This is a genomic window from Streptomyces sp. NPDC031379 (assembly GCF_055569615.1).
This window is the reverse complement of sequence record NZ_JBVIIT010000036.1, coordinates 13,432-35,379: the sequence shown is the minus strand read 5'-3', so window position 1 is coordinate 35,379 and position 21,948 is coordinate 13,432. Positions and strand designations below refer to the sequence as shown.

At 70.1% G+C, this 21,948-nt stretch carries 16 protein-coding genes and 4 pseudogenes; 10 read left to right on the top strand and 10 right to left on the bottom strand.

The genetic code is table 11. From position 1 onward, the window contains the following. Positions 1-126: 126 nt before the first annotated feature. The 3 genes and pseudogenes from ACZ5CW_RS37350 to ACZ5CW_RS37340 form a co-directional block, all read right to left on the bottom strand. Positions 127-1,893 (bottom strand): annotated as a pseudogene (locus ACZ5CW_RS37350) (AfsR/SARP family transcriptional regulator); the annotation flags it as partial. Between the two features lie 411 nt (positions 1,894-2,304). After that, positions 2,305-2,517 (bottom strand): annotated as a pseudogene (locus ACZ5CW_RS37345) (helix-turn-helix domain-containing protein); the annotation flags it as partial. 13 nt (positions 2,518-2,530) lie between these two features. Beyond that, on the bottom strand, positions 2,531-2,797 hold the full coding sequence (locus ACZ5CW_RS37340) for a hypothetical protein (RefSeq protein WP_468609561.1): 267 nt from the start codon (positions 2,795-2,797) through the stop codon (positions 2,531-2,533). Between the two features lie 772 nt (positions 2,798-3,569). On the opposite strand from ACZ5CW_RS37340, the gene ACZ5CW_RS37335 reads away from it, so the two are divergent. The 5 genes from ACZ5CW_RS37335 to ACZ5CW_RS37315 all read left to right on the top strand — a co-directional run bounded on the left by ACZ5CW_RS37335 (position 3,570) and on the right by ACZ5CW_RS37315 (position 8,314). After that, positions 3,570-4,253 carry a hypothetical protein gene (locus tag ACZ5CW_RS37335; protein WP_468609559.1) on the top strand — a complete coding sequence of 228 codons (684 nt, stop codon included), beginning with the start codon at positions 3,570-3,572 and terminating at the stop codon, positions 4,251-4,253. Positions 4,254-4,519: 266 nt separating this feature from the next. Beyond that, the gene (locus ACZ5CW_RS37330) at positions 4,520-5,362 is read left to right on the top strand and encodes a GAF domain-containing protein (RefSeq protein ID WP_468609557.1); all 843 of its coding nucleotides are present in this window, start codon (positions 4,520-4,522) and stop codon (positions 5,360-5,362) included. Continuing rightward, a complete protein-coding gene (locus ACZ5CW_RS37325; RefSeq protein ID WP_468609555.1) occupies positions 5,338-6,582 on the top strand; it encodes an SDR family oxidoreductase in 1,245 nt (414 codons plus the stop codon). Before ACZ5CW_RS37330 ends, ACZ5CW_RS37325 begins: the two co-directional genes overlap by 25 nt. Further along, entirely contained in the window at positions 6,582-7,649 is a 1,068-nt protein-coding gene (locus ACZ5CW_RS37320; RefSeq protein WP_468609553.1) for a phosphotransferase family protein, read from the top strand. The genes ACZ5CW_RS37325 and ACZ5CW_RS37320 overlap by 1 nt, the downstream gene beginning before the upstream one ends. A 17-nt stretch (positions 7,650-7,666) precedes the next feature. Further along, positions 7,667-8,314 (top strand): histidine phosphatase family protein, encoded by a 648-nt coding sequence (locus ACZ5CW_RS37315; RefSeq protein ID WP_468609551.1) that lies wholly within the window; start codon positions 7,667-7,669, stop codon positions 8,312-8,314. Between the two features lie 113 nt (positions 8,315-8,427). Here ACZ5CW_RS37315 and ACZ5CW_RS37310 read toward each other — a convergent pair whose 3' ends face one another. Beyond that, the gene (locus ACZ5CW_RS37310; protein ID WP_468609549.1) at positions 8,428-9,036 is read right to left on the bottom strand and encodes a TetR/AcrR family transcriptional regulator; all 609 of its coding nucleotides are present in this window, start codon (positions 9,034-9,036) and stop codon (positions 8,428-8,430) included. 96 nt (positions 9,037-9,132) lie between these two features. Between ACZ5CW_RS37310 and ACZ5CW_RS37305 the strand changes: the two genes are divergently transcribed. After that, positions 9,133-10,374 (top strand): NADH:flavin oxidoreductase/NADH oxidase family protein, encoded by a 1,242-nt coding sequence (locus tag ACZ5CW_RS37305; protein ID WP_468609547.1) that lies wholly within the window; start codon positions 9,133-9,135, stop codon positions 10,372-10,374. A 474-nt stretch (positions 10,375-10,848) separates the two neighbouring features. Then, positions 10,849-11,019 carry a hypothetical protein gene (locus tag ACZ5CW_RS37300; RefSeq protein ID WP_468609545.1) on the top strand — a complete coding sequence of 57 codons (171 nt, stop codon included), beginning with the start codon at positions 10,849-10,851 and terminating at the stop codon, positions 11,017-11,019. A 532-nt stretch (positions 11,020-11,551) separates the two neighbouring features. Here ACZ5CW_RS37300 and ACZ5CW_RS37295 read toward each other — a convergent pair. Together ACZ5CW_RS37295 and ACZ5CW_RS37290 are read right to left on the bottom strand one after the other, a co-directional pair. Then, positions 11,552-13,150: pseudogene (locus ACZ5CW_RS37295) on the bottom strand (succinic semialdehyde dehydrogenase). Between the two features lie 20 nt (positions 13,151-13,170). After that, a complete protein-coding gene (locus ACZ5CW_RS37290; protein WP_468609543.1) occupies positions 13,171-14,088 on the bottom strand; it encodes an acetoacetate decarboxylase family protein in 918 nt (305 codons plus the stop codon). Between the two features lie 96 nt (positions 14,089-14,184). Between ACZ5CW_RS37290 and ACZ5CW_RS37285 the strand changes: the two are divergent. Next, a pseudogene (locus ACZ5CW_RS37285) lies at positions 14,185-14,379 on the top strand (IS110 family transposase); the annotation flags it as partial. A gap of 139 nt (positions 14,380-14,518) precedes the next feature. On the opposite strand, the gene ACZ5CW_RS37280 reads toward ACZ5CW_RS37285, so the two are convergent. After that, positions 14,519-15,493, bottom strand: coding sequence for an alpha/beta hydrolase (locus ACZ5CW_RS37280; RefSeq protein WP_468609541.1), 975 nt, complete (start codon positions 15,491-15,493; stop codon positions 14,519-14,521). An 865-nt stretch (positions 15,494-16,358) separates the two neighbouring features. After that, positions 16,359-17,612, bottom strand: coding sequence for a cytochrome P450 family protein (locus tag ACZ5CW_RS37275; RefSeq protein WP_468609539.1), 1,254 nt, complete (start codon positions 17,610-17,612; stop codon positions 16,359-16,361). A gap of 1,448 nt (positions 17,613-19,060) precedes the next feature. Here ACZ5CW_RS37275 and ACZ5CW_RS37270 point away from each other — a divergent pair. Next, complete coding sequence (locus ACZ5CW_RS37270) at positions 19,061-20,338, top strand: lipase family protein (protein ID WP_468609537.1); 1,278 nt, start codon at positions 19,061-19,063, stop codon at positions 20,336-20,338. Positions 20,339-20,628: 290 nt separating this feature from the next. On the opposite strand, the gene ACZ5CW_RS37265 is transcribed toward ACZ5CW_RS37270, so the two are convergent. Next, positions 20,629-20,838 carry a hypothetical protein gene (locus ACZ5CW_RS37265; RefSeq protein WP_468609650.1) on the bottom strand — a complete coding sequence of 70 codons (210 nt, stop codon included), beginning with the start codon at positions 20,836-20,838 and terminating at the stop codon, positions 20,629-20,631. On the opposite strand from ACZ5CW_RS37265, the gene ACZ5CW_RS37260 reads away from it, so the two are divergent. Beyond that, positions 20,794-20,976, top strand: coding sequence for a DUF6233 domain-containing protein (locus ACZ5CW_RS37260; protein ID WP_468609644.1), 183 nt, complete (start codon positions 20,794-20,796; stop codon positions 20,974-20,976). The two genes, ACZ5CW_RS37265 and ACZ5CW_RS37260, sit on opposite strands and share 45 nt — an antisense overlap. On the opposite strand, the gene ku is transcribed toward ACZ5CW_RS37260, so the two are convergent. After that, positions 20,973-21,896 (bottom strand): non-homologous end joining protein Ku, encoded by a 924-nt coding sequence (ku, locus tag ACZ5CW_RS37255; protein WP_468609535.1) that lies wholly within the window; start codon positions 21,894-21,896, stop codon positions 20,973-20,975. The two genes, ACZ5CW_RS37260 and ku, sit on opposite strands and share 4 nt — an antisense overlap. Positions 21,897-21,948 lie beyond the last annotated feature (52 nt).

The window sequence follows — 21,948 nt, the reverse complement described above, 5'->3', positions numbered from 1 at the left end:
CGGGCGCCGTCGGACGCTGGTGGAACGCGGCCGGGAGGGACACCGAAAGGGCGGCCTGCGGACCGGGCCGCCCTTCCAGCCTTATGGGGGCCAGGACTCCTGACGAAATCGCCATTCGCCGGACCGTGCTTCGCCGAAGAGCCGGGCAAGGCTGTGCACTTGATAGTGCTCAGGTCCCATGGGTATCAGCAATCCGGCGTCGACCAGACTCTCCAGCAGGTCGCCTGCCTCCGGGATGCCCCGGTTGAGGAGAGTTGCTGATTCCGGAAGAGACAGGAAGGGGAGGGTAGCGGAACTCAGCAGGCAGAAAGCTCGGGCTTGTTCCGCATCCAGCTGGCCGTAGCTGAGTTCGAAGACGGACCCCACGGCCAGGTCGCCGGCCTGCAACTCATCGAGCCGACGGCGCTCGTCGGCAAGCTTGGCGGCGAGGACCGACACGGTCCACGTGCGGCGCGCCGCCAGCCGTGACGCCGCGATCCGGATCGCCAGCGGCAGGAAACCGCACGCCGCCACCACGTCCAGAGCCGCCTCCGGCTCCGCCGCCACCCGCTCCTCGCCCACGATCTTCGTGAAGAGCGCCAGTGCCTCCTGCGGCGACATTTCGTCGAGGTCCAGCAGGTGCGCTCCGGCCAGATCCACCATGCGGGCCCGGGATGTCACCAGCGCCGCACAGCCCTCCGAGCCCGGCAGGAGTGGGCGTACCTGGGCGGCGTCCTTCGCGTTGTCCAGCACCACCAGCACCCTGCGGCCGTCCAGCACCGAGCGGTACAGGGCCGAGCGCTCCTCCAGCGAGTCCGGGATCGCCGAGTCGGCCGTGCCCAGGGCGCGCAGGAAGGAGCCCAGTACCGTCTTCGGCTCCGTCGGCCTCGACCACGTCGCCGACAAGTCCACATAGAGCTGACCGTCCGGGAAGGCCGAACGCGCCTGGTGGGCCACGTGCACCGCCAGCGCCGTCTTACCCACGCCCCCGATGCCCGCCAGTGCCAACACCGCCATCGCCCGGCCCTCGGTCGAGGCGAGGACCTCCCTCAGCTCCGAAACAAGGGCGGAACGGCCCGTGAAGTCCGGGACAGTGGCCGGGAGTTGCGCCGGGCGTACCGGGACCGCAGCCGGTTCGGCCGCCGGCGGCGACGGTTCCGCAAGGTCGGGATCGGCCTGCAAGATCCGCTGCTGGAGTTCCTTCAGGCCCGGGCGCGGGTCCACCCCCAGTTCCTCCGCCAGCAGCCGCCGCGTGTCCGCGTACACCGCGAGCGCCTCCGCCTGCCGGCCGCTGCGGTACAGCGCCAGCATCAACAGCTCCCGCAGCCGCTCCCGCAGGGGATACGCCGCTGTCAGCGCCGTCAGCTCCGACACCGCCTCCGCATGACAGCCCTGCTCCAGGTCCATGTCCAGGCGGGATTCCAGGAGTTGCAGCCGCCACTCCTCCAACCGCACCCTCTGCATTTCCGCATACGGGCCCGGTACGCCCGCCAGCGCCTCCCCGTCCCATAGCGCCAGTGCCCGCCCCAGCACCTCTCGCGCATGCACCAGGTTCCCCGCGTTCCGCGCTTTCTCCGCCTCCGCCGCGAGCTTCTGCGCCACCCCCAGGTCCAGCGCGCCCTCGGCCAGGCCCCTCACCGCGTAGCCCCCCGACTCACTCACCAAAATCCCGGGGTCCAGCATCTTCCGCAGCCGGGAGGCATACGTCCGCAGCGCCGCCAGCGCCTGGGGCGGCGGCTCCTCTCCCCACAGCGCGTCGATCAGTTCCGCCGCGGTCGCCGTACGGCCCTCGCGCAGCAACAGAGCGGCCAGCAGGGCACGTTGCTGGGGGGATCCGGTGGCCAGGGGCTGGCTGTCGTGCCACGCACGAACCGGCCCGAGCAGCGCAAAACAGGGCCCCGACGCCAGGACCAGGTCCCTCGAGGTGGTGGCCGGCTGTACGGATCTTTGGATCGTGAGGCTCGTCTTGCGTGGGACATGAGAGAGGGCTGTCTCCTGGCCAAGTGCGCGCCGCCATGCGTCAACCCACAACGGATGCTCGTGTTCCGCGACCGAGCACGCTTTCAGGAATCCGGTCAACTGGTGCACATCGCGGGGCACCGTCAAGCCGAGCACGATACGGTGAGCCGTGCTGTGCGGAAGCCGGCCCGGGCCACCCGCCCGCTCCATGTCCCGCATCGAGGGGCGACCTGCCGCCTCATACAGTTCACGCAATCCGGCCCGGAACATGTCGATGCCGTCGATGTCCAACGGCGAGCCCACCGCGGCACTGCGCGCGTTGCGTCGGCGGGCCTGTCGCCACAAGTCCGTCGCCACGTCCTCCGAGGCGCCGCATGCCGCCGCATACGCGCGGACGATCCGCGCGCTGGGGACCGATCGCCCTGATGCGGCGCGCTGAAGGGTGGTGGCGTGACACCCCGCACGGTCGGCCAGCTCGGCATACGAACACCCGCTGGCCGACCGCTGATCACGTAACCAGCGTGCCAACCGGACCAACGCCCGGTTGGACGCGGCGATCGGCTTCTCCTTGCGTCCCACAGCCGCAACGACCTCAGGGCGCAGCGACTGCGTGCGCGACGCGCGCCACCATGCGGCCCAGCCGCTGGCCACCACCGTGCAGCGACATCAGCGTGGCGGCCGCCACGAGTCCGGCGCCCCCGAGTACGGCCAAAATCGACGATGGCTCCAGGCCGGAGACCGACAGGCCGCAGGCCAGCACTGTGATCACAACGATGACCACGACATCAGGCGCGGAGGGCCGGTGCCCGCAGGACGCGTCGTGCACCACACAGCGGGACGGGAGAGACGTGCGTGACATGGGTGTGTCTCCTGAGTTCGATACCGCCCTCGCACGGCGCGCGAGGACGGGTTGCGGGCTCCAAGTCCGAGCATCCGAGCGGCGTTTGCCGACGCCGATCGGATCTGCATCGTGCCACCCGCCCCACAAGCCAGGGGATACCCCTCAAAACCTTGATGCGTTCACGTCCACGCGCCTTGTGCGTTGGTGTCCAATGATCGCCCGAGAAGGACCCCGCCACGACCAGTGCGTTTGCGTCAGCGTGCAGGTTTATGGCCGGACGGGCAGACTTTAGATGCAGCGGTATCCCAATCGCGTTCGCCGGTCGTTCAGACCTGGGCGCCAACCTCGTCTCGCGCCGGAACGCTCCGGCTGCTCCTGAGAGTTGCGGGCTCCACCAAGGCGATCAGGAAATCAGCGGATTCGCGTTGCCGCGTGAACCGCTCAGGATCGGCGCTCTCTTGGGGAGCGCCGACCCTGCATGCCGTAGGCCGTCGACCGATTGCTGCACCCAACGGTCCACGTCAGCCCGAGGACGGCGGCGGGCCGGGATTCCTGGCAGTCGGCCAGAGTGTGCCGGCCGGCGAGTTGGCGGGCAGTCGGCTGCCGATTTCAGGGACGCTCAGCTCAAAGTTGTCCCCCTGCCGAGGGCAACTGTGGAAACCTGGACCGTCGGGAGGGACTGTCTGCCCAGTCCGGGGCAGCTAACGGGGGTGATGGGCGTGTCTGGGGTTCCCCGGTGAACGCAGCTCTAGCAACTCTGGCAGCCGCGGCAACTTCGATCGTCGTGACCATGTGCTCGATCTTCCTGAGTGAACGTCAGCAGCGGCGCAAGGAGATACGTGGACAGCGACAGGAATTGAATGCGAAGTACCTGAACCCGCTCCGGTTGCACCTGGTAGAGAACCATTTCAGGCTGTCGAGGATCCGAAACGCCATCTCGGCCCATGGAGCGGACAGCGGGCTGCTGGCCATCGAGGACCCGGCAGAGGTGTCCGGGAAGGATGCCGCGTGGTTCACCGGACGCGGCTGTGCGTTGATGTCGTCGGTCTACCTGACGGCCTGCCTGTTCTCCCAGCTCAAGAAGGTTCGGGAGGATTTCCCTTACCTTCGCCTGTCCGCGGCGGACGACACCCGCCTCGCGGCGCTGCTGCTGCGCGTGCAACGAGGCTTCCTCGTCAACGGCGGTGTCTACTACGTGACACAGCCGAGCATCGGCGAATCGGTGTGGGTGCGCGGCGACGAGCGTCTCCTGACCTACCGCGAGTTCTGCGAGAAACTTCAGGACCCGGATTGGCGGGTCTGGGTCGACCGGTTGATCCTGTTCTACCTGGACACGGCACGCGGTGAGAAGACACAGCGCACGGAGCGCCTGCTCGCAGCACTTGCACAGCTCTCAGAGTTCCTCGACGACTGCGTCGGCGGCGGTAAGTCGATCGAAAGCAGGGTCGAGGCCGAGAGTAATACCCCGCTCTAGAGCAATCTATTACATTCATCTCATGAGGACCGACGTCGACGCCGTCCTGCGCGAGATCGCCCTCCAGCTCCGGCCGCGCCTGGACGAACTGGTCAACCCCCTGGTCAAGAGCATGCGCGACGAGGTCCCCTCGGTGTGGGCTTACGGCGATCTCGCGAGCCTGGCCAGGAACGCCGCTCGACAGCACATGGACACCGTGCTCCAGGCTCTCGAACATCGAACTACTGCGTGCCTACCGGGTCGGGCACGCCACCGCCCTCGATCTGGTGCGGGAGGAGGCGGCCCGCCTCATCTCCGACCCGGAGCTGCGTGACGCGGTGGTCGACACACTGGTCGAGGGCTCTTTCGGCTACGTCGACCTTGCTTCCGAGGAGGCGGTGGCGGCGTTCCGGCACGCGCGTGACGCCCGGCTGCAGCGGCGGCTGATGGTGGTCAACGAGGCGAGCCGGCGGACCGGCACGAGCCTGGACGTCGCCCGGACCGCTGAGGAACTGACTGAAGTGGGGACGGAGCATCTGGCCGACTTCGTCACCGTCGATCTCCTCGAGGACGTCCTGCACGACGAGGGGTCCGCTCCTGCGCAGGACGTCCTGGTGCTGCGGCACGTCGCCCAGCGCTCTGTGCTGGAGGGCTACCCGGAGACGGTGACACCCACCGGGAGCACCCACAGCTTCACCAGGGGGTCGGGTCCCGTCGGCGCCTTGACGACCGGGCATCTCCTGCGGGACCGCATCACGTCCGACGACATACCGTCGTGGCTCGCCGGGTCCGAAGCCCAGCGGCGTTCCATCAGCACCTTCGGAATCCACGCGGTACTGCTGGTGCCGCTCTGGGCCCGGGGCAGCCCTCTGGGCATCGCGCAGTTCTCCCGTCACCGTGACGCCGCGCCGTTCGGCGACGACGATCTGCTCCTGGCCCAGGAGATCAGCTCCAGGGCGGCGGTGTACATCGACAACGCCCGCATGTACACCCGGGAACGCGCCACCGCTCTGGCCCTCCAGCAGAGCCTGCTCCCGGACCGTGTGCCCCGGCACGGGCCGTCGAGACGGCCGCCCGCTACCTGCCCTCCAGTACACGAGCCGGTGTGGGTGGGGACTGGTACGACGTGATCCCGCTGTCCGGAGCCCGGGTCGCCCTGGTCATCGGGGACGTCGTCGGCCGTGGTCTGTACGCCGCGGCCACCATGGGGCGGCTGCGCACGGCCGTCCGGACGCTCGCGGACATCGATCTGATGCCCGACGAACTCCTCACCCATCTCGATGACGTGGTCATCCGGCTGCAGCACGAGGAGGGCCGGGACCTGGACGAGATCAGCGCCACCTGCCTGTACGCGGTCTACGACCCCGTGACCCGGATGTGTTCGCTGGCCAGTGCCGGACATGCGCTGCCCGCTGTGGCGTTGCCGGCGGCCCGCAGCCGCCTCGCGGAACCGCTGCGGGTGTACTTCGCGGACGCGCCGATCGGGCCGCCGCTGGGTCTGGGGGGACTTCCCTTCGAGACCGCCCAGTTCGAACTGCCGGAAGGCAGTCTTCTCGCCCTGTTCACGGACGGCCTCGTCAAGAGCCCCCACCCGCGACCTGAGCCGAGGACCCTCATCACCGGGGCGAGTTCGGGTCTTGGCGAGGGGATGGCCCGTTCCTTCGCCGCCCTCGGCCGTGACCTGGCGCTGTGTGCTCGCCGCGGTGAGCGTCTGCAGGCTCTGCGCGAGGAACTCCTCGGCGCCCACCCGGGCATCAAGGTGGCGGTACGCAGTGTGGACGTCAACGACCACCAGCAGGTCTTCGACGCCTTCGAGGAGCTGCGTGCGGAGCTGGGAGGCCTGGACCGGGTCATCGTCAATGCGGGCCTGGGCAAAGGGCAGCCGGTCGGCACCGGCCGGTTCGACGTGAACCTCCGGACCGCGCGGACCAACTTCACCGCGGCGCTTGCCCAGTGCGAGGGTGCCATGGAGATCTTCCGTGCCCAGCGCTCCGGCCACCTCGTGGTCGTCTCGTCGATGAGCGCGATGCGCGGTCTGCCCCGCAACCTCACCACCTATGCGGCCGGCAAGGCCGGCCTCTCGGCGCTCGCCGAGGGCATCCGCGCCGAGATGATTTCGACGCGCACCCCGATCGCGGTCACCACCCTGCACCCCGGATACATTGCCACCGACCTGAGCGCAGGCGCGGCGAGGACGCCGCTGATGACCGACACGGACAAGGGTGTGCGGGCCATGGTGAGGGCCATCGAACGTGAGCGCACCGAGGCGAAGGTGCCTGCCTGGCCCTGGGTGCCCGTGGGATTCCTCCTGCGCCGTCCGCCCCTGCGACTGGTGACGAGGCTGAGCTGATGAACGACACGAGCCAGAGCACGGTCCGCGCAGAGGACGCCTTCGACGTCGAGCAGGTGCACACCTGGCTGAGCGGGCGGGTGGACGGGCTGTCCGGTCCCGCCCCTGAGGTCGTCCAGTTCACCGGCGGCGCGTCGAACCTGACGTACCTGCTGCGCTATGGGCACCTTGGCAGGGAACTGATCCTGCGCCGCCCGCCGGCCGGGAAGAAGGCGTCCTCCGCCCATGACATGGCCCGCGAATACCGTGTGCAGGAGGCGCTGAAGCCTGTCTTCCCGTACGTCCCCACCGTCCGTGCTCTGTGTCAGGACCCTTCGGTGATCGGCGGCGATTTCTACGTGATGGACAAGGTGCCCGGGCTGATCCTCCGGGGCCGCCTCCCGGCCGACATGACGCTGTCCCCGGTCGAGGCGCGCGGCCTGTCGGAGGCATTCGTCGACACCCTCACCGACCTGCACCGGGTCGACCCCGCCGCCGCGGGGCTGGCCGATCTGGGCAAGGGAGCGGGCTATGTCCGGCGCCAGGTCGAGGGCTGGACCGGCCGCTACGCGCAGGCCCGCACGTGGAACACGCCGAGTTTCAGGCGGGTGACCGCCTGGCTGGCCGACAACCAGCCCGAGGACTGCGGCGCCTGCGTCATCCACAACGACTGGCGCCTGGACAACCTCGTCCTCGGCGACGGCCTGCGCGTCGCCGGCGTCCTGGACTGGGAGATGGCCACGGTGGGCGATCCGCTGATGGACCTCGGCAGCGCCCTGGCCTACTGGGTGCAGGCCGATGACGGCCGCACGGCCCGCGCCATGCGCCGCCAGCCCAGCCACCTGCCCGGCATGCTCACCCGGGCCGAGATCGTCGAACGGTACTGCGACCGGATGGGCCTGCCCACCGACACCTGGACCTTCTACGAAGTCTTCGGCCTGTTCCGGCTCGCCGTGATCGCCCAGCAGATCTACTACCGCTACCACCACAAGCAGACCCGCAACCCGGCCTTCCGCACCCTCTGGCTGGCCGTCAACTACCTCGACCGGCGCTGCCGTTCCACCATCCGCCGCGCCGGCCGAAGCTGACCGACAGGACTCTTCCCATGCCGCTGATCTGTCTCGTCCGCCACGGCCAGGCGTCCTTCGCCGCGGACGACTACGACGCCCTGTCCGACCTCGGCCGCGTCCAGGCCGCCGCCGTCGGCCAGGAACTCGCCCGCCGCGGCCTGCGTGACCCGCACCTGGTCTCGGGCACCCTCACCCGCCAGCGCGACACCGCCCGCCTTCTCGCGGACGCGGCCGGATTCAAGCAGCCGGTGCAGGAGGATGCGCGCTGGAACGAGTACGACCACCTCGCGTTGCTGACCCGCTATCCCCAGCCGTGCCAGGGCGGCCGCTCCGTGCAGGAGAGCCTTGATCACGCGCTGGCGGCGTGGATGGCGGACGGCGACGCCACGGAGGAGGAAGGCTGGCAGGCCTTCTCCGGCGGCGCCGCGGCCGCGCTGGCCGAGCTGTCCGCCACGCTCGGCAAAGGCCGCGACGCCGTCGTGGTCACCTCGGCCGGCCCTGTCGCCGCGCTCTGCGGCACACTCCTGTCATTGCCGCCCCTGGCGGTCGTGGCTCTGAACCGCGTGGCCGTCAACTCCTGCGTCACCACCCTCGCGGTGGGCGCCTCAGGTACCAGCCTCCTGACCTTCAACGAGCACTCCCACTTCACCGGCGACCAGCGCCACCTGCTCAGCTACCGCTGAGATCGCGCGACCCGGCCCGCTTCCCGGACCGTGTTCCTGACGGAGCCCGTCCGGGCCGGCGGGCTGCTCGAGCGGCCCTGCGCCCGCTGCCGTGCGCCTGCCACCCTCACCGATCAGGCCTGTGCGGTTACCTTCCGTGACAGGGCGGGGGACATGACGAACAGTGCCTGCACAGCGGAGCGGACCTGTCCGTCGACCACCTCGGGAGTGGAGGTGTCGAGCTTTCCGTCGAGGTGAAGGAAGGCCAGGCCGTGGACGAGGGCCCACACGGTCGTCGACAGCGCGTCCGGATCGGCCTGGGGGAAGGCCGTGCGGACGATACCGCGGACGTATTCCGAGATGGCGGCGGTCGCGCTGACGCGCTCCGCGCTGCTCGGATCGCACGGCTCCGCGAACATCGCCCGGAACAGTGCCGGGTGATCGAGCGCGAACCGCACGTAGGCGGCAGCGACCGTCGCGAGTTCGTCCGGAGTTGCGGGCGAGGGGTGCGCGGCGGCCAGACACCCGGCGAGTTCGCGGTAGCCCTCCGCGGCGACCGCTGACACGAGCGCGTCACGGTCCTCGTAGTGGCGGTAGGGGGCCGTCGGCGAGACTCCCGCTCGCCGTGCCACCGCCCGCATCGACAGCGCGGCGCTGCCGTTCTCCTCGAGCAGTTCCTGCGCGGCGCGCAGGCAGGCGGCACGCAGATCGCCGTGATGATACGAACCACTTGCCTGTGCCATACGACACACCCTCCAATGTTTACGGTGATTACATCGTTGCCCTAATGTGAACGATGCACACATCGTAAGTGATTGAGATTTGGAAGGGGAACTCGGATGACCAGCGAGCTGTTCTCGCCGTTGTCCCTGCGCTCCGGGCAGGTACTGCGCAACCGGATCGCCAAGGCCGCCATGGAGGAGAACATGGCCGGCGACGGCCAGCTTCCGGACCAGGAGCTCTTCGGGCTGTACCGGCGCTGGGCCACCGGCGGCACCGGACTACTGATCACCGGCAACGTCATGGTCCACGCCGAGGCGCTGACCGGGCCCGCCGGAGTCGTGCTCGACGAAAGCGCTCCTCTCGAGCCGTTCATCGAGTGGGCCGAGGCCGGCAAAGCCGGCGGCGGGGCGATCTGGATGCAGATCAACCACCCCGGCCGGCAGATCGCGTCCGACATGCCCGGCGTCGTCTGGGGCCCCTCCGATGTCGGCGTCGACCTCGGCAAGCACAGCAGCCGCTTCGGCCGCCCCGTCGCCATGACACCCGAACAGATCCAGACCACCGTGACCCGGTACGCGGTCACGGCCCAGCGCGCCGAAGAGGCGGGTTTCGACGGTGTGGAGGTCCACGCCGCCCACGGATATCTGCTGTCGCAGTTCCTCTCCCCGCTCGTCAACAAGCGCACCGACCAGTGGGGCGGGTCGCTGGAGAACCGGGCCCGGATGCTGCTGGACGTCGTCCGGGCCGTCTGGGCGGCTGTCACACCGTCCTTCGCGGTCGCGGTGAAGCTCAACTCCGCCGACTTCCAGCGGGGCGGATTCGATGCCGACGACGCTCGGCAGGTGATCGAGATGCTCGCACCGCTCGGCGTCGACCTGGTCGAGCTGTCCGGCGGTAGCTACGAGAGCCCGGCGATGACCGGCCGCCGCACCGACTCGCGCACCCAGGCCCGCGAGGCGTACTTCCTGGACCTGGCGAAGGACCTGGTCAGGACCAGCCCGCTGCCGCTGATGCTGACCGGCGGCATCAGCCGCCGCGAGACCGCCGAGCGGGTCCTCGACAACGGTGTGGCGGTCATCGGGATGGGCACCGCCCTCGCCGTCACCCCCGACCTGCCCGACCGCTGGCGCCAGGGGCGGGAGGCCGACCGGCAGATACGGGCCGTGACCTGGTCCGACAAGGCGCTCGCCTCCGCCGCCAGCATGGCGCAGGTCCGCCACCAGATGCGCCGCCTCGCCCGCGGCAGCAAGCCCAAGCCCGGCACCCACCCGGCCATCGCCCTGATCTCCGAGCGGCGAAAGCAGCGCAAGGCCCTGCGCCGCTACCGCGCCTGGCTGCCCGCCCGGGGCACCGCGTAAGCGTGTCACCACGTCGGCGCTTCGGCTCCCGCCGAGGCGCCGCACGCCGGCGATCCCCCTCTGCTCATCGCAGCTGCACACGGCGGGCGTCTGCAAGAAGCGGTGTGGAGGGCGGTCGTCGCTGTCACTGCCCGGGGCTCAGGGCAGCGACGGTTGATTCCGGCCTCGGCCTGAAGGCATCGTGCGGCGGTGGTGCGCGCGCCACGGCTCGCCGGGGTGGCCTGGTCATCGGGCGGGCAGCAGGGCATCAAGTCGCAGGCTTTGCCCCCAAGGTGGTCTCCCGGTACGGCTCTCCGGCCGGGCCGCACGCTCAATTGCCGGACGCGGGGGCACCCTCGATCGTCCGGAGGATGTGTGGTTCGCGGTCACGAACGGCTTTCGCGGCGTCGACGAAGGACGCGACGAGTGGATTCGGCGGACCGTCTCGCCGGGCCACCGCGACCACCGAGCCGGGACAGTCATCGATCGCTCCTGGTGACAGTGCCGGCCGTCTACTCGCAGTTGCTGCGCAACCCCGAGTTCGTCAACGCCCGTGTCGACGGTGTGCGGTGGGTCGGCTACGGCGGTGCCGCGATCGCCCCGGCCCTGGTCGCCGCGCTCCAAAAGGCCTTCCCCGAGCGCGGGTCTTCAACGGCTACGGCATGACCGAGACCGCCGCGCCGATGACAGTGCTGCCCCACCACGACGCCTTCGAGCACGCCGACTCGGTGGGCTACGCGGTCCCGACGGTCGAGTTGGCCATCGTTCCCCTGCGTGACGACCCGGACCTGGGCGAACTGTCGCCCGCGGGGCGGGCGTCATGTCCGGGTACTGGAACCGCCCCGGGGAGACCGCATCGCCCCACCGCTCCCCCGCAACGCCGGCGACAAGCTGCTCAAGGCACCACTGCGCGAGACCGTCGTATGGGGAGCGGCACTGCGTTGACACGGCACTCCTTTCGCCCAGCCGGACGCGTTCGTTACCGGCGGCCGGTGCGGTCCCACGAGTCGTCCTGTTGAGCTCACCCTCCTTCTCGAGGCCGACCAGGCCCGGGCCGCTCCAGCGCCGAAGGCCCCGATCGCCCTGGGCCATGTGCGGCCGGTCGAAGAGTGAACCTGGAATCCTCACAGGCCGGGGACGATCGGCGTCGTAGTGACGGCGCGGCTCGATGTGAACCGCGCCATCCGGTCTCCTGCGTTCAGCGAGCGCCGACCTTCTTGAGGACCTTCAGGGCGCCGGTCAGCAGGGTGGCCCATTTCTCGGGGGAGATACCGGCCGGCGGGTAGAAGCCCTGGATGCGCTGGTGGGCGACGGTCTGGGGCTCGGTGTACTTGAGGATGCCGTCGGCGCCGTGGCGGCGGCCGAGGCCGGAGTCGCCCATGCCGCCCATCGGCGCGTCGATGCTTCCCCATGCGGCGGCGAAGGCCTCGTTGACGTTGACGGTGCCGGCGTGGACCCGGGCGGCGACGGCCCGGCCGCGTGCCCCGTTGCCGGTCCAGACGCTGGCGTTGAGGCCGTACGGCGTTGAGTTCGCCCGGGAGATCGCCTCATCCACGCTGCGGTAGGAGTAGAGGGAGACGACCGGGCCGAAGGTCTCGTGGTCGTACAGCGTCATGTCGGGGGTGACGTCGGTGAGGATGGTGGGCTCGTAGAACAGGGGCCCGAGATCCGGCCGTGCCTTCCCGCCTGCGAGGACGGTCGCGCCCTTGGCGAGGGCGTCGTCCACGTGTTCGGTGACGGTCTCGAGTTGGGAGGGGGTGGTGAGGCTGCCGACGTCGATGCTGTAGTCGTACGCGGCGCCGATCTTGAGCGCCTTGGTGCGGGCGACGAACGCGGCGACGAACTTGTCGCGGATGGACTCGGCCACGTACAGGCGCTCGATGGACACGCAGAGCTGGCCGGCGGAGGGGAAACAGGCGCTGACGGCGCCGTCGGCGGCCTTGTCGATATCGGCGTCGTCGAGGACGATCATGGCGTTCTTGCCGCCGAGTTCGAGGGACGCGCCGATCAGACGCCGGCCTGCATCACTCGCGATCTTGCGTCCGCTGGCGGTGGATCCGGTGAACATCATGTAGTCGGCGTTGTCCATCAGCGCCCCGCCGATGGAGCTGCCCCGGCCGACCACCATCTGCCAGACACCGGCCGGCAGACCGGCCTCGCGCATGAGGTCCAGGGACCACAGCGCCGTCAGCGCGGTCTGGGTGTCGGGCTTCTGGACAACGGCATTGCCCGCCATGAGCGCCGCGATGGCGTCGCTGGCGGCCATGCTGAGGGGGTAGTTTCACGGGGAGATCACCGCGACGACGCCCTTGGGGTGGCGCAGTTCGGTGGTGTGGGTGAGCAGCGGGATCGCGCCGCGGCGGCGCTTGGGTTCCAGGTGTTTGGCGGCGCTGCGTGCGTAGTACCGGGAGGTGATCGCGATGTCGGTCACTTCGAGGAACGCGTCGCGGCGGGTCTTGCCGTTCTCGGCCTGCATGAGGTCGAGCGCCTCGTCCTGGCGGGCGACGACGAGGTCGTGGAAGCGCAGCAGGATCTCCTTGCGCCGGCTCACCGGTATGGCGGCCCAGGTCTTCTGGGCGACGCGGGCGCGGGTGAACGCGTCCTCGACGTCCCCTGGTGTCGATACCGGCAGGTCGGCCAGGGGGGCGCCGGTGTACGGGGCGGTGGTGGTGACCCGCGCGGCGTCTGCCGAGGTCGCGACGAGTGTGGCCAGCCGCTCGATCCGGCCGGGGGTCAGGGTGACGGGCAGAGCGGAGCTACGGGCGGTTGCGGGGCGGGTGGCGTGGTCGGTGGTCATGGCGGCGGGATTCCTCGCTTCTAGTTCCGGCTCTGGATCGAGGTGGGGACCGGCATGTGCAGGGCCAGCTGGCCTTCGGTCACGACGTCGAACTGAACGGTCCTGATCGGGTTGAGGGAGCGCAGGTCGTCGGCCATACGGCCCTCACCGACCTCCAGGGCGATGCCGCGTGTCGCGCGCGTCGTACCGGCGCTGAGCACGTTGGTCTGGCTCAGGGTGGAGTGCCAGGCGCCGTTGATCGTCGTGTACGAGTTGAGACTGGTCACGCGGTCGCCGCTCCGGTGGACGGTCTGGGTCGGCGTGGCCGCCATCAGGGACAGGTCGGTGCCGCCGGTGTCGTTGGCCACGCGGGCCGTGGTGCGGCTCGCGTCGATGTCGACGTCGAGGTCGGTGACCCACTTGGGGAAGCCGTAGCCGTCGTGACCGCGTACCTGGGCGATCTCCGTACTCACCGGCAGTGACAGCACGTAGGAGTCGAGGTGCTCGTTCTTCAGGCCGGCGACGAGGTCGAAGAACCCGAGCCTTCCGTGACGTGCGGGCTTTACGGCGATCCCGACCGCGGCTTCGGTGTAGAAGTCGATGTCGCAGACGTCGTAGCGGAAGAACATCACCGAGACCAGCCCGATGCCCGGTGCGACCTCCAGCGGGGCCAGTTCCTCGGGCAGCCGGGAGCGGATCGCGCGGGAGCGGGCGAGCATCGTCAGCCGGGCGGTGGAGATGCGGTAGTAGAAGTTCGGGGTGAGGGTCGGACCGATCGGGGACTCCACCTTGGCCTTGGGCAGCCGCCGGAAGAAGTCCACGCCGCTGACGCGGGGGTCACGGGCGACCTCGTCGAGATCGGTGTCCATCCGGTACCGGTCGTACAGTCCGCCCTTGGGGACCGTGACCGTACGGCCGCCGAGGTCGACCTTGAGTGTCTCCTGCTGGGACGAGGGCACGGCGCGGCTCCTTGCTCTAATGTTGACGGTGAATACATGAGGGTAGCGCCCAATGTAAGCACCGCCAACAAAGAGGTGATTCACCCCTTCCGTTCGCACACGCTCCGCTCGGTCGACCTCGAAGACGAGACCGTCGCCGAGCTGGAGGTGATCGTCGGCTTCGACGACGACCTGGCCGCCGAAGCAACGAGGATCAGCAGCCGGATCCGGGGCCCGCTCATGCAGATCCACCCGCCTTTGGAGCGGGTGCTGGGCCTACGCGATCGGCACCCGGCCGTCCTCAAACTGCTGCCGGGCTCACCTGTCGCGCATGTCGGGGCAGCAGAAGTGACGCGGAAGCGAAATGACGAGCCGGGTTCGCCCGCGCCTCGAGGGCGCCGGCGAACCCGGCATCTTCCCTCCGTGCGCACGGAGGGTGCGTACCTGTGCGTCAGCCGTCGTGCAGTGCCGTCCTGAGGAAGTCGACGGCGAGCTTGCGGGCGACGTTGGCGGCGCGGGTGTCGCGCAGGCTGTCCAGGAGCAGGAAGTCGTGGACCATGCCGGCCACCCGGACCGAGGTGACGTCCACGCCCGCCTCGCGCAGCTTGTTGGCATACTGCTCGCCCTCGTCGCGCAGGACGTCGGCCTCGTCGGTGATGACCAGGGTCGTGGGCAGGCCCTTCAGCTGGTCGAGGCTCGCCCGCAGCGGGGAGGCGTGATGCTCGGCGCGCTGGGCGGGGTCGGTGGTGTAAGCGTCCCAGAACCACTTCATGCCGTCGCGTGTGAGGTAGTAGCCCTCGGCGAACTGCAGGTAGGACGGGGTGTCGAAGTCGGCGTTGGCGACGGGGTAGAGCAGGCACTGGGCCTTGAGGTCGATCCCGCCGCGCTCCTTGTTCATCAGCGCGAACACCGCCGACATGCAGCCGCCGACCGACTCGCCGGTGACGGCGATGCGCGAGGTGTCCAGGCCGTGTTCGGCGCCGTGCTGCATGACCCACTGACCAACCGCGTAGTTCTGCTCGACCTGTGTGGGGTACTTCGCCTCCGGCGCGCGGTCGTAGACGGGGAAGACGCCCGCGGCACCCGCGCCGACGGCGAGTTCGCGGAAGAGGCGGTCGTGGGTCTTGTCGTCACCGAAGACCCAGCCGGCGCCGTGGATGTAGAACACCACCGGCAGCGGCCCCGAGGATCCCTTGGGCCGGATGATGCGCGTACGGACCGTGCCCCACTCGCCCGCGTCCACGTCGACCCACTCCTCGTCGACCTCCGGGCGCGGCACGCTGGGGTCGACCTGCAGACTGAGCAGGATGTCCCGGCCCTTCTCCGGAGGGACCTCATAGATCCGGGGGTGCGGGTCGGTCGCCTCGCACAGCTCCTTTGCGGCAGGCTCGAGGTAAGGGGTGATCGGCGGAGGAAGATCAGCCATGTTGACTCCGTGTCACGAGTGCGTACGTGCCTGTCCCTGCGGCCAGAACCGGCCGCGCCTACTGATTCCCCCCGGCCCCCGGGCGGGAAATGCCCGGTTCCAATCGTTGGGGCCCCAACTACGATGCGCAACTTGGCACAGTAAGTCCCGTTCGGGTGGCTCGCTGGCCTGACGCGGACCGTGGCCCAAGCGACGCCGGCCGACCGCGCGGTTGCCGGCAGTCTGCAATCCCACCACCGGGGCCGCAGGCGTCCACCTGCCGCTGCCGCCGTCCAGCGACCGGGCTGCCGGAGCCCTTGACCGGCTGGACGGCCTAGCCGCCCGGCCTGGTCGCTATCCATGCCGTGCGCCCCGTGGAGGTTGCCCGCCTCGACCCGACTGATGCCGACTTGGTCCGGCCAACGCTGGCGCTGCACCGCGGCGAGCACACCCACATCGTCTGTTTTGACGACCTGAGAACCCGCCTCGTGGACGACTGGTCGCGCGAACGCAGAAGCCGCTGGCCGCAGGCCACCGACCCGCACCTGATCATCACCACCCGCTCCTACCAGCAAAAGGATCCGCTGACCAAGCGACACCCACCGGCTGTGGCCGGACCGCGCAGAACGTCGATCACGCCCTCTTCCGGACGTACCCCCCCCCGGCCGTGGTCATCGAACAGGCCCGGGACAGCCCGCCACAGCAGTGGGAGTCGTTCGTCCGGGCCGCGGCGGGCAGCGGGGTCTGCGTCACGACCCTCGTCCGCTCCGCCGGCGGCCACGACTTCCGAACAGGGGAACGGGCTGTACCCCGAGGCGCGGGGCTGGCTGAGCACAGAGCTGTCCCCGCCCGCCGCGGGCCGGTCGCCGTCAGCGGGAAACGCGCATCAGCGCCGGACCGGGCGGACCGGTAGCGCTTCGACGCTGTTGCCTATGAAGCTGCGCTGGCGGGGCAGTTCGGCCTCGGGGACGGCGAGGTCGAGGTCCGGGAAGCGGGTGAAGAGCCGTTCCAGGGCGATCGTGGCCTCGAGGCGGGCGAGCGGGGCGCCCACGCAGTAGTGGGCGCCCTGACCGAAGGAGAGGTGCCGGGCCGCGCCGGGTCGGGTGACATCGAAGCGGTCGGCGTCCGGGCCGTGGAAAGCCTCGTCGCGCCCGGCGGCGGTGTAGCCGGCGAGGACCGGGGTGCCCTGCGGGATCACGGTGCCGCCGAGGGCCAGGTCGCGGGTGGGGTAGCGGAACGGGAACCAGCTGACCGGGCCGTCCCAGCGCAGCGTCTCGTCCACGACGTCCGACCAGGTGGCCTTGCCCTCCAGGACCAGCGCCAGCTGGTCACGGTGGGTGCACAGCGCCCGTACGGCATTGCTGATCAGGTTGAGGGTGGTCTCGTGGCCGGCGACCAGCATCAGGCGCATCGTGCCGATGAGTTCGGTCTCGCTGAGCCGGTCGCCGCCGTCCTCGCGGACGGCTATCAGGGCACTGGTCAGGTCGTCGCCGGGGGCGGCCCGGCGGGCGGCCGCGATCGTGCCGAGCAGCTCGACGAGTTCGCGTACGGCGGCCATCACCTCCGCCGGGGTGGTGTCGGTGGCGATGATCACCGTGTAGGTGAGGTCGTGCAGCCGGCCGCGGTGCTCGGGGTCCACGCCGAGCAGCTCGCAGATGACGCTCATAGGGAGCGGGAGCGCGAAGTGGGTGCGCAGGTCGGCGACGCCGTCCGGGTCCTCTGCGGCGGCCCGGCCGAGGTCGTCGAGGAGGCCGGCGGTCAGCTCCTCGATACGAGGCCGCAGTTGCTCCACCTGGCGGGCGGTGAAGGCGTTGCCGACGAGGGAGCGCAGCCGGCGGTGGTCGGCGCCGTCGGCGGTGTGCATGCCCTGGGCATTGGCGAAGACCCGTAGCGGCCAGTCCGCGGGGATCGTGCCGTCGTTCAGGGCTGGGCAGTGGCGGGCGTCCTTGGCCACGTCGGGGTGGGAGAGGAACTCCTTGAGCGCCTCGTGCCCCAGGACGACCGCTGCGGGCACCCCGCCGGGCAGGACGATGTCCGCGACGGGCCCCTGGGCCCGCAGGTCGGCGTTCAGGGCGTGCGGGCAGCCGCCGGCGGGGTCGACGATGTGGGCACGCGCGGGAACGGGGGTGTGGGAGGACAAGCCGGGACTCCTGACCGTAGGGACGCGAATACCGGCCAACAGTGCGGTGTCGGAGGCCGGTTGTACAAGTCGTGGACTGGTCCGTCGGCCAGAACGCCGAGTCCGGCACTCCGGCGGCGGCCCGGCGCACGGCTCCCTGGACACCGGGCGGCCGGACTGTCACCGTGCCAAGTCCCCTTGTCAGGCCGGCGGATAGCCTCTGGGTGACGCGGTCGCGCACAGGAGGGGGGCCACGGGTGAGTGGCCGCTGGCATCAGGGGCTCGCCGATCTGCGCGCCAGGGCGACGCGGCCCGGGCAGCCGCCCAGCGCGAGGGCAAGGCGGCAGGCGAGATCCGCACGACCGCCGTTGCGATCCACCCTCGTCGGCGGCGTCGGCATGCTCGCGGCCGCGGGCGTCGCCTTGGCCCTGATAGGCCTGCGCTCGCGGCCGGCGCACGGGATTGGTGTGACGGCCGACATTGCCCCGGCCCCTGCGGGGGCGGCCGCCGCCGGCGACATGAACTGAAACAGAACGACCGGCGACCGGAGCGGGTGGGCTTCTCGTGATCGGCTTCTCGTGATCGGCTTCTCGTAGTCCGCTTGTCGTGGTCCGCTTGTCGTGGTCCGCTTGTCGTGAGCGCGGAAGCCCACCCCGCTCAGGCGTTGCGCCCTGCCGATGGACCGGGGCTCGACCCGGGATGAGCCGGATTCAGCCGTCCAAGGTGATCGGCCCGTCCGGAATCCAGCCCTCCACGAACCCCGCGACAAGCAGAGGGCGCCCGGACTGGAACACCGGCCTTGCCGGCGGCCGCGCGAGCGGGTGTCAACTTCCCTCAGGCGGGGACGCCTTGGCCTCGGTCGGCGTGGCCAGCTTGAGGATGGCGATCGAATACAGGTGCAGCTCCGCCTTGACGTGACCACGCGACGACGTCACCCAGGACGCCTCCGGCCGGTGGCGGTGCCCCGCACGCCGGCACCGCGCCGGCACCGCGCCGACCCCCACCGCTCCCGGGCGCGGCAGGAGCGCGGAGGTTCTGGCCGACGCGCAACCGGCTGAGCGGCGCCCCGATCCCCGGCCACGGCCGCGCATCCTGCCCCGCCCCTCCTCTTTCGCGTCAGAGAGGGACATGGGCGAAAGCGGCCGCAGCGGGAACGTCAGCGAGCCGACGAGGGCGAAATCGCCTGGGGACCTGCACGGCTACGGGGAGGGTCGGGTCACGCGACAGTAGGCGCACTTCTTGGTCGCGACCCGGTTCCGGGTGGACTCACGCCCGGCGGTCAGCATGCACAAAATCCGACCGCGCGCGGCCCTACCGGTCAGTCGCAGCCGCCTTTGCCGCCTCAAGAGTGAGGGGCCACGACTTCCTTCTAGATCGACTACATGGAGTGGAAGTACTGATGCTGTGTGTCACCGACGCGGCTCCGTCGGCCGGAGCCTGCGCCGCAACAGCAGCATCAAGGAGTGCTCATGCCCGCAGAAGAGACCAGGTCCGAGGCGTACCTGGGAAGCCTGACGTTCAGCAGCTCGATCACCGCCACCCCCGAAGCCCCGGTCCAGGCACCGGAACCCCATGACACCTGGGACCTTCCCTTCGGGAAAGCCTGGGTGCACCTGGGGGCGGCCCAGCGGTTCACGGACCCTGTGCTCATCGCGGACGGGTTCGAACTCGGTGCGAGCGACCACGCCGTCCTCTACAACGGCCTGAACGACGACCTGCCCGACGCGCAGAACCCCAACAGGCCCCGCTACCACTTCCTGGACCAGCTGCGAGAGCGCGGCCGGACCGTGGTGCTGATCGGCTTCAACGAGCGCAGCGCCTCCCTCCTGGACAACGCGCAGACCATCCGCGAAGCCGTCCTCAGGGCCGGCGCGACCAAGCAGAGCCGGGCCGGGCTGATGGTCGGCGGCTTCAGCATGGGCGGCATCCTCACCCGCTACGCGCTCGCGAAGATGGAAGCCGACGACGAGCCCCACGGCACCGCCGTGTACTTCTCCTACGACAGCCCCCACCGCGGAGCGGTCATCCCCGTCGGTCTGCAGGCGTTCGCCGCGTTCGTCCCCAACCTCGCCGGCCAGGCCCCGGACCCGAACAACGACTTCTACCGGTACATCAGCAGCCCGGCGGCCCGGCAGATGCTGGCGTACTACTACGACCACGAGAAGGACACCGTCGGCGTCGACCCGCTGCGCCAGGACTTCCTCGACAAGCTGCAGGAGGTCGGCGGCTGGCCCCGCATTCCCCGGCGGATCGCGGTCGCCAATGGCGCCGCTGACGGCCAGGCCACCAGCGTCCGGCCCGGCGAGATCGCCGTCAAGAGCACCGGCACGCGCCCCTTCCCCGGCACCACCTTCTACACCCAGAGCCAGGGCGAAAACGTGCAGGTCGCCTTGTTGCGCCGCTACAAGGTGGGCGGCGTCCTGGAGAAGTCGGTCACCACCACGGGCCTGCCCGAACTCGACGGCGCTCCCGGCGGCACCCTCGCCTCCTACGGACTGGTGGCCAAAAAGATCACCGAGGCGGGGGGCACGGTCGAACTCAACCACCCCGCGGTGTGCTTCGTCCCCACCGTCAGCGCGGTCGCCATCCGCGACGTCACCAGCCAGGCCGACCTCTACACCCCGGTCGACGCGCTCGACCCGGCCGACAGCGAACTCGACGAGTTCCTGTGCGGCACCACCAACACCCCCCACACCAGCATCGTCGCCGAACTCGGCCAGTGGCTTCTCGACCGCCTGCCGCAGTAACGCCATTCCGGCCGGAAGATCCGTACCCGGGGTTCGCGCGCCGGGCCGACGACAGGCCCGCTTCGGTGCAGCCGTCGCCCCTGGGATCGGCCACGACCGGCTGACCCCGGCGTGACCTTCGCGGCGGCGGCCGCGCTGGACCCGGGGCACGTGCACGTCCCCGGCGGCACGTGGGTGCGGCGGTCCCCGATTCCACCGCCTGGCAATCGAGGACCGCCGCGCGTTGCGGGCTGGTGCGTCCTGATCGGCGTCACCGTACGGTGCTTCCTTGTGCTGGTCCTGCGGAGCTGTCAGCACGCCACTGCGGTCACGATGCGCTGCGCTTCGCCCGTGATGTGGTCGAGCAGGAAGCCTCCCGGCAGCGGGCTCTCATCGACATGTGGATCGCTGACGAGGAGTGGCGCCAGGCGGAGCGGCGCCAGGGCGAACGCCGTCGCCCGCCTCGCTCTGACTGGCTGATCCAGCATGGCCTCAACAAGGCCGACACCGACGCCGTCCACACCGGCGACTGCTGGGCGGCGAAGAAAAGCGGCCGAGGCCGCCCCGCCGCACGCCCGCAGGCCCTGGGCGCGCTACGACGACAGGTCCCACCGTGCGGGCACTGCCGCCCTGACGCCACCTTGGGCATCCTCGGCTAGGCGCTGCGCGGCCGGCGCCCGGCGGACTTCTTCGCGGCCGTCTTCTTCGCCGCGGCCTTCTTGGCCGGCTGCTTCTTGGCGGCCGTCTTCGCCCCCGGCTCGGGCAGCTCGTGCACCTCGGCGGGCGGTGCGCCCTTGCCGCGTGAGGCCTTCGCCTTCTGCACCGACTCGTTCAGCGCCGCCATCAGATCGAACACCTGGGCCGGCTCCTCTGGCTCAGGCGCCTCCGGCAGCGGCTTCTCCTCCCGCTTGGCCTCGATGATCTGGGCGATCGCCTCGGTGTACCGGTCCTTGAACTCCTCGCCCTGCAGGTCGTCACGGGTCATCGTGTCCATCAGCGCGAGCGCGCCCTCGATCTCCTCGTCCGACACCTCGACCGGCGGCGGCAGCAGCTCGGCGGGATCGCGGATCTCGTCCGGCCAGCGCATCGCGTGCAGCACCAGGACGTCGTCGCGGATCCGGAGCAGGCCGAGGCGCTCGCGTCCCGACCAGGCGTACTTCGCCACGGCCACCTTGGCCGAGCGGCTGAGCGCCTGCACGAGCAGCTTGTACGGCTTCGCGGCGACCTGGCCGGCGGGCTGCAGGTAGTAGCCCTCGCCGATCCGGATCGGGTCGACCGACTCCAGCGGCACGAACGCGTCGATCTCGATCGCTTTCGCAGTCGGCAGGGGCAGGCTGCTGAGGTCCTCGTCCGTGATCGGGATGACCTGCGTCCGGGTCAGCTCATAGCCCTTGCCGATCTCGTCCTGGGAGACCTCGCGGTCCTCCAGCTCACACACCTTGCGGTTACGGATCCTGCCCTGGTCCGCCAGGTGGTACTGGTGGAAGCGGATCGAATGGTCCTCGGTCGCGCTGACCACGCTGACCGGCACGGTGACCAGGCCGAACGAGATGGCGCCGGACCAGATGGTTCGGGGCATGGCAGACCTCCGCAGTAGCCCCGAGCACCACCAGACTACGAAGAGGCCTCCC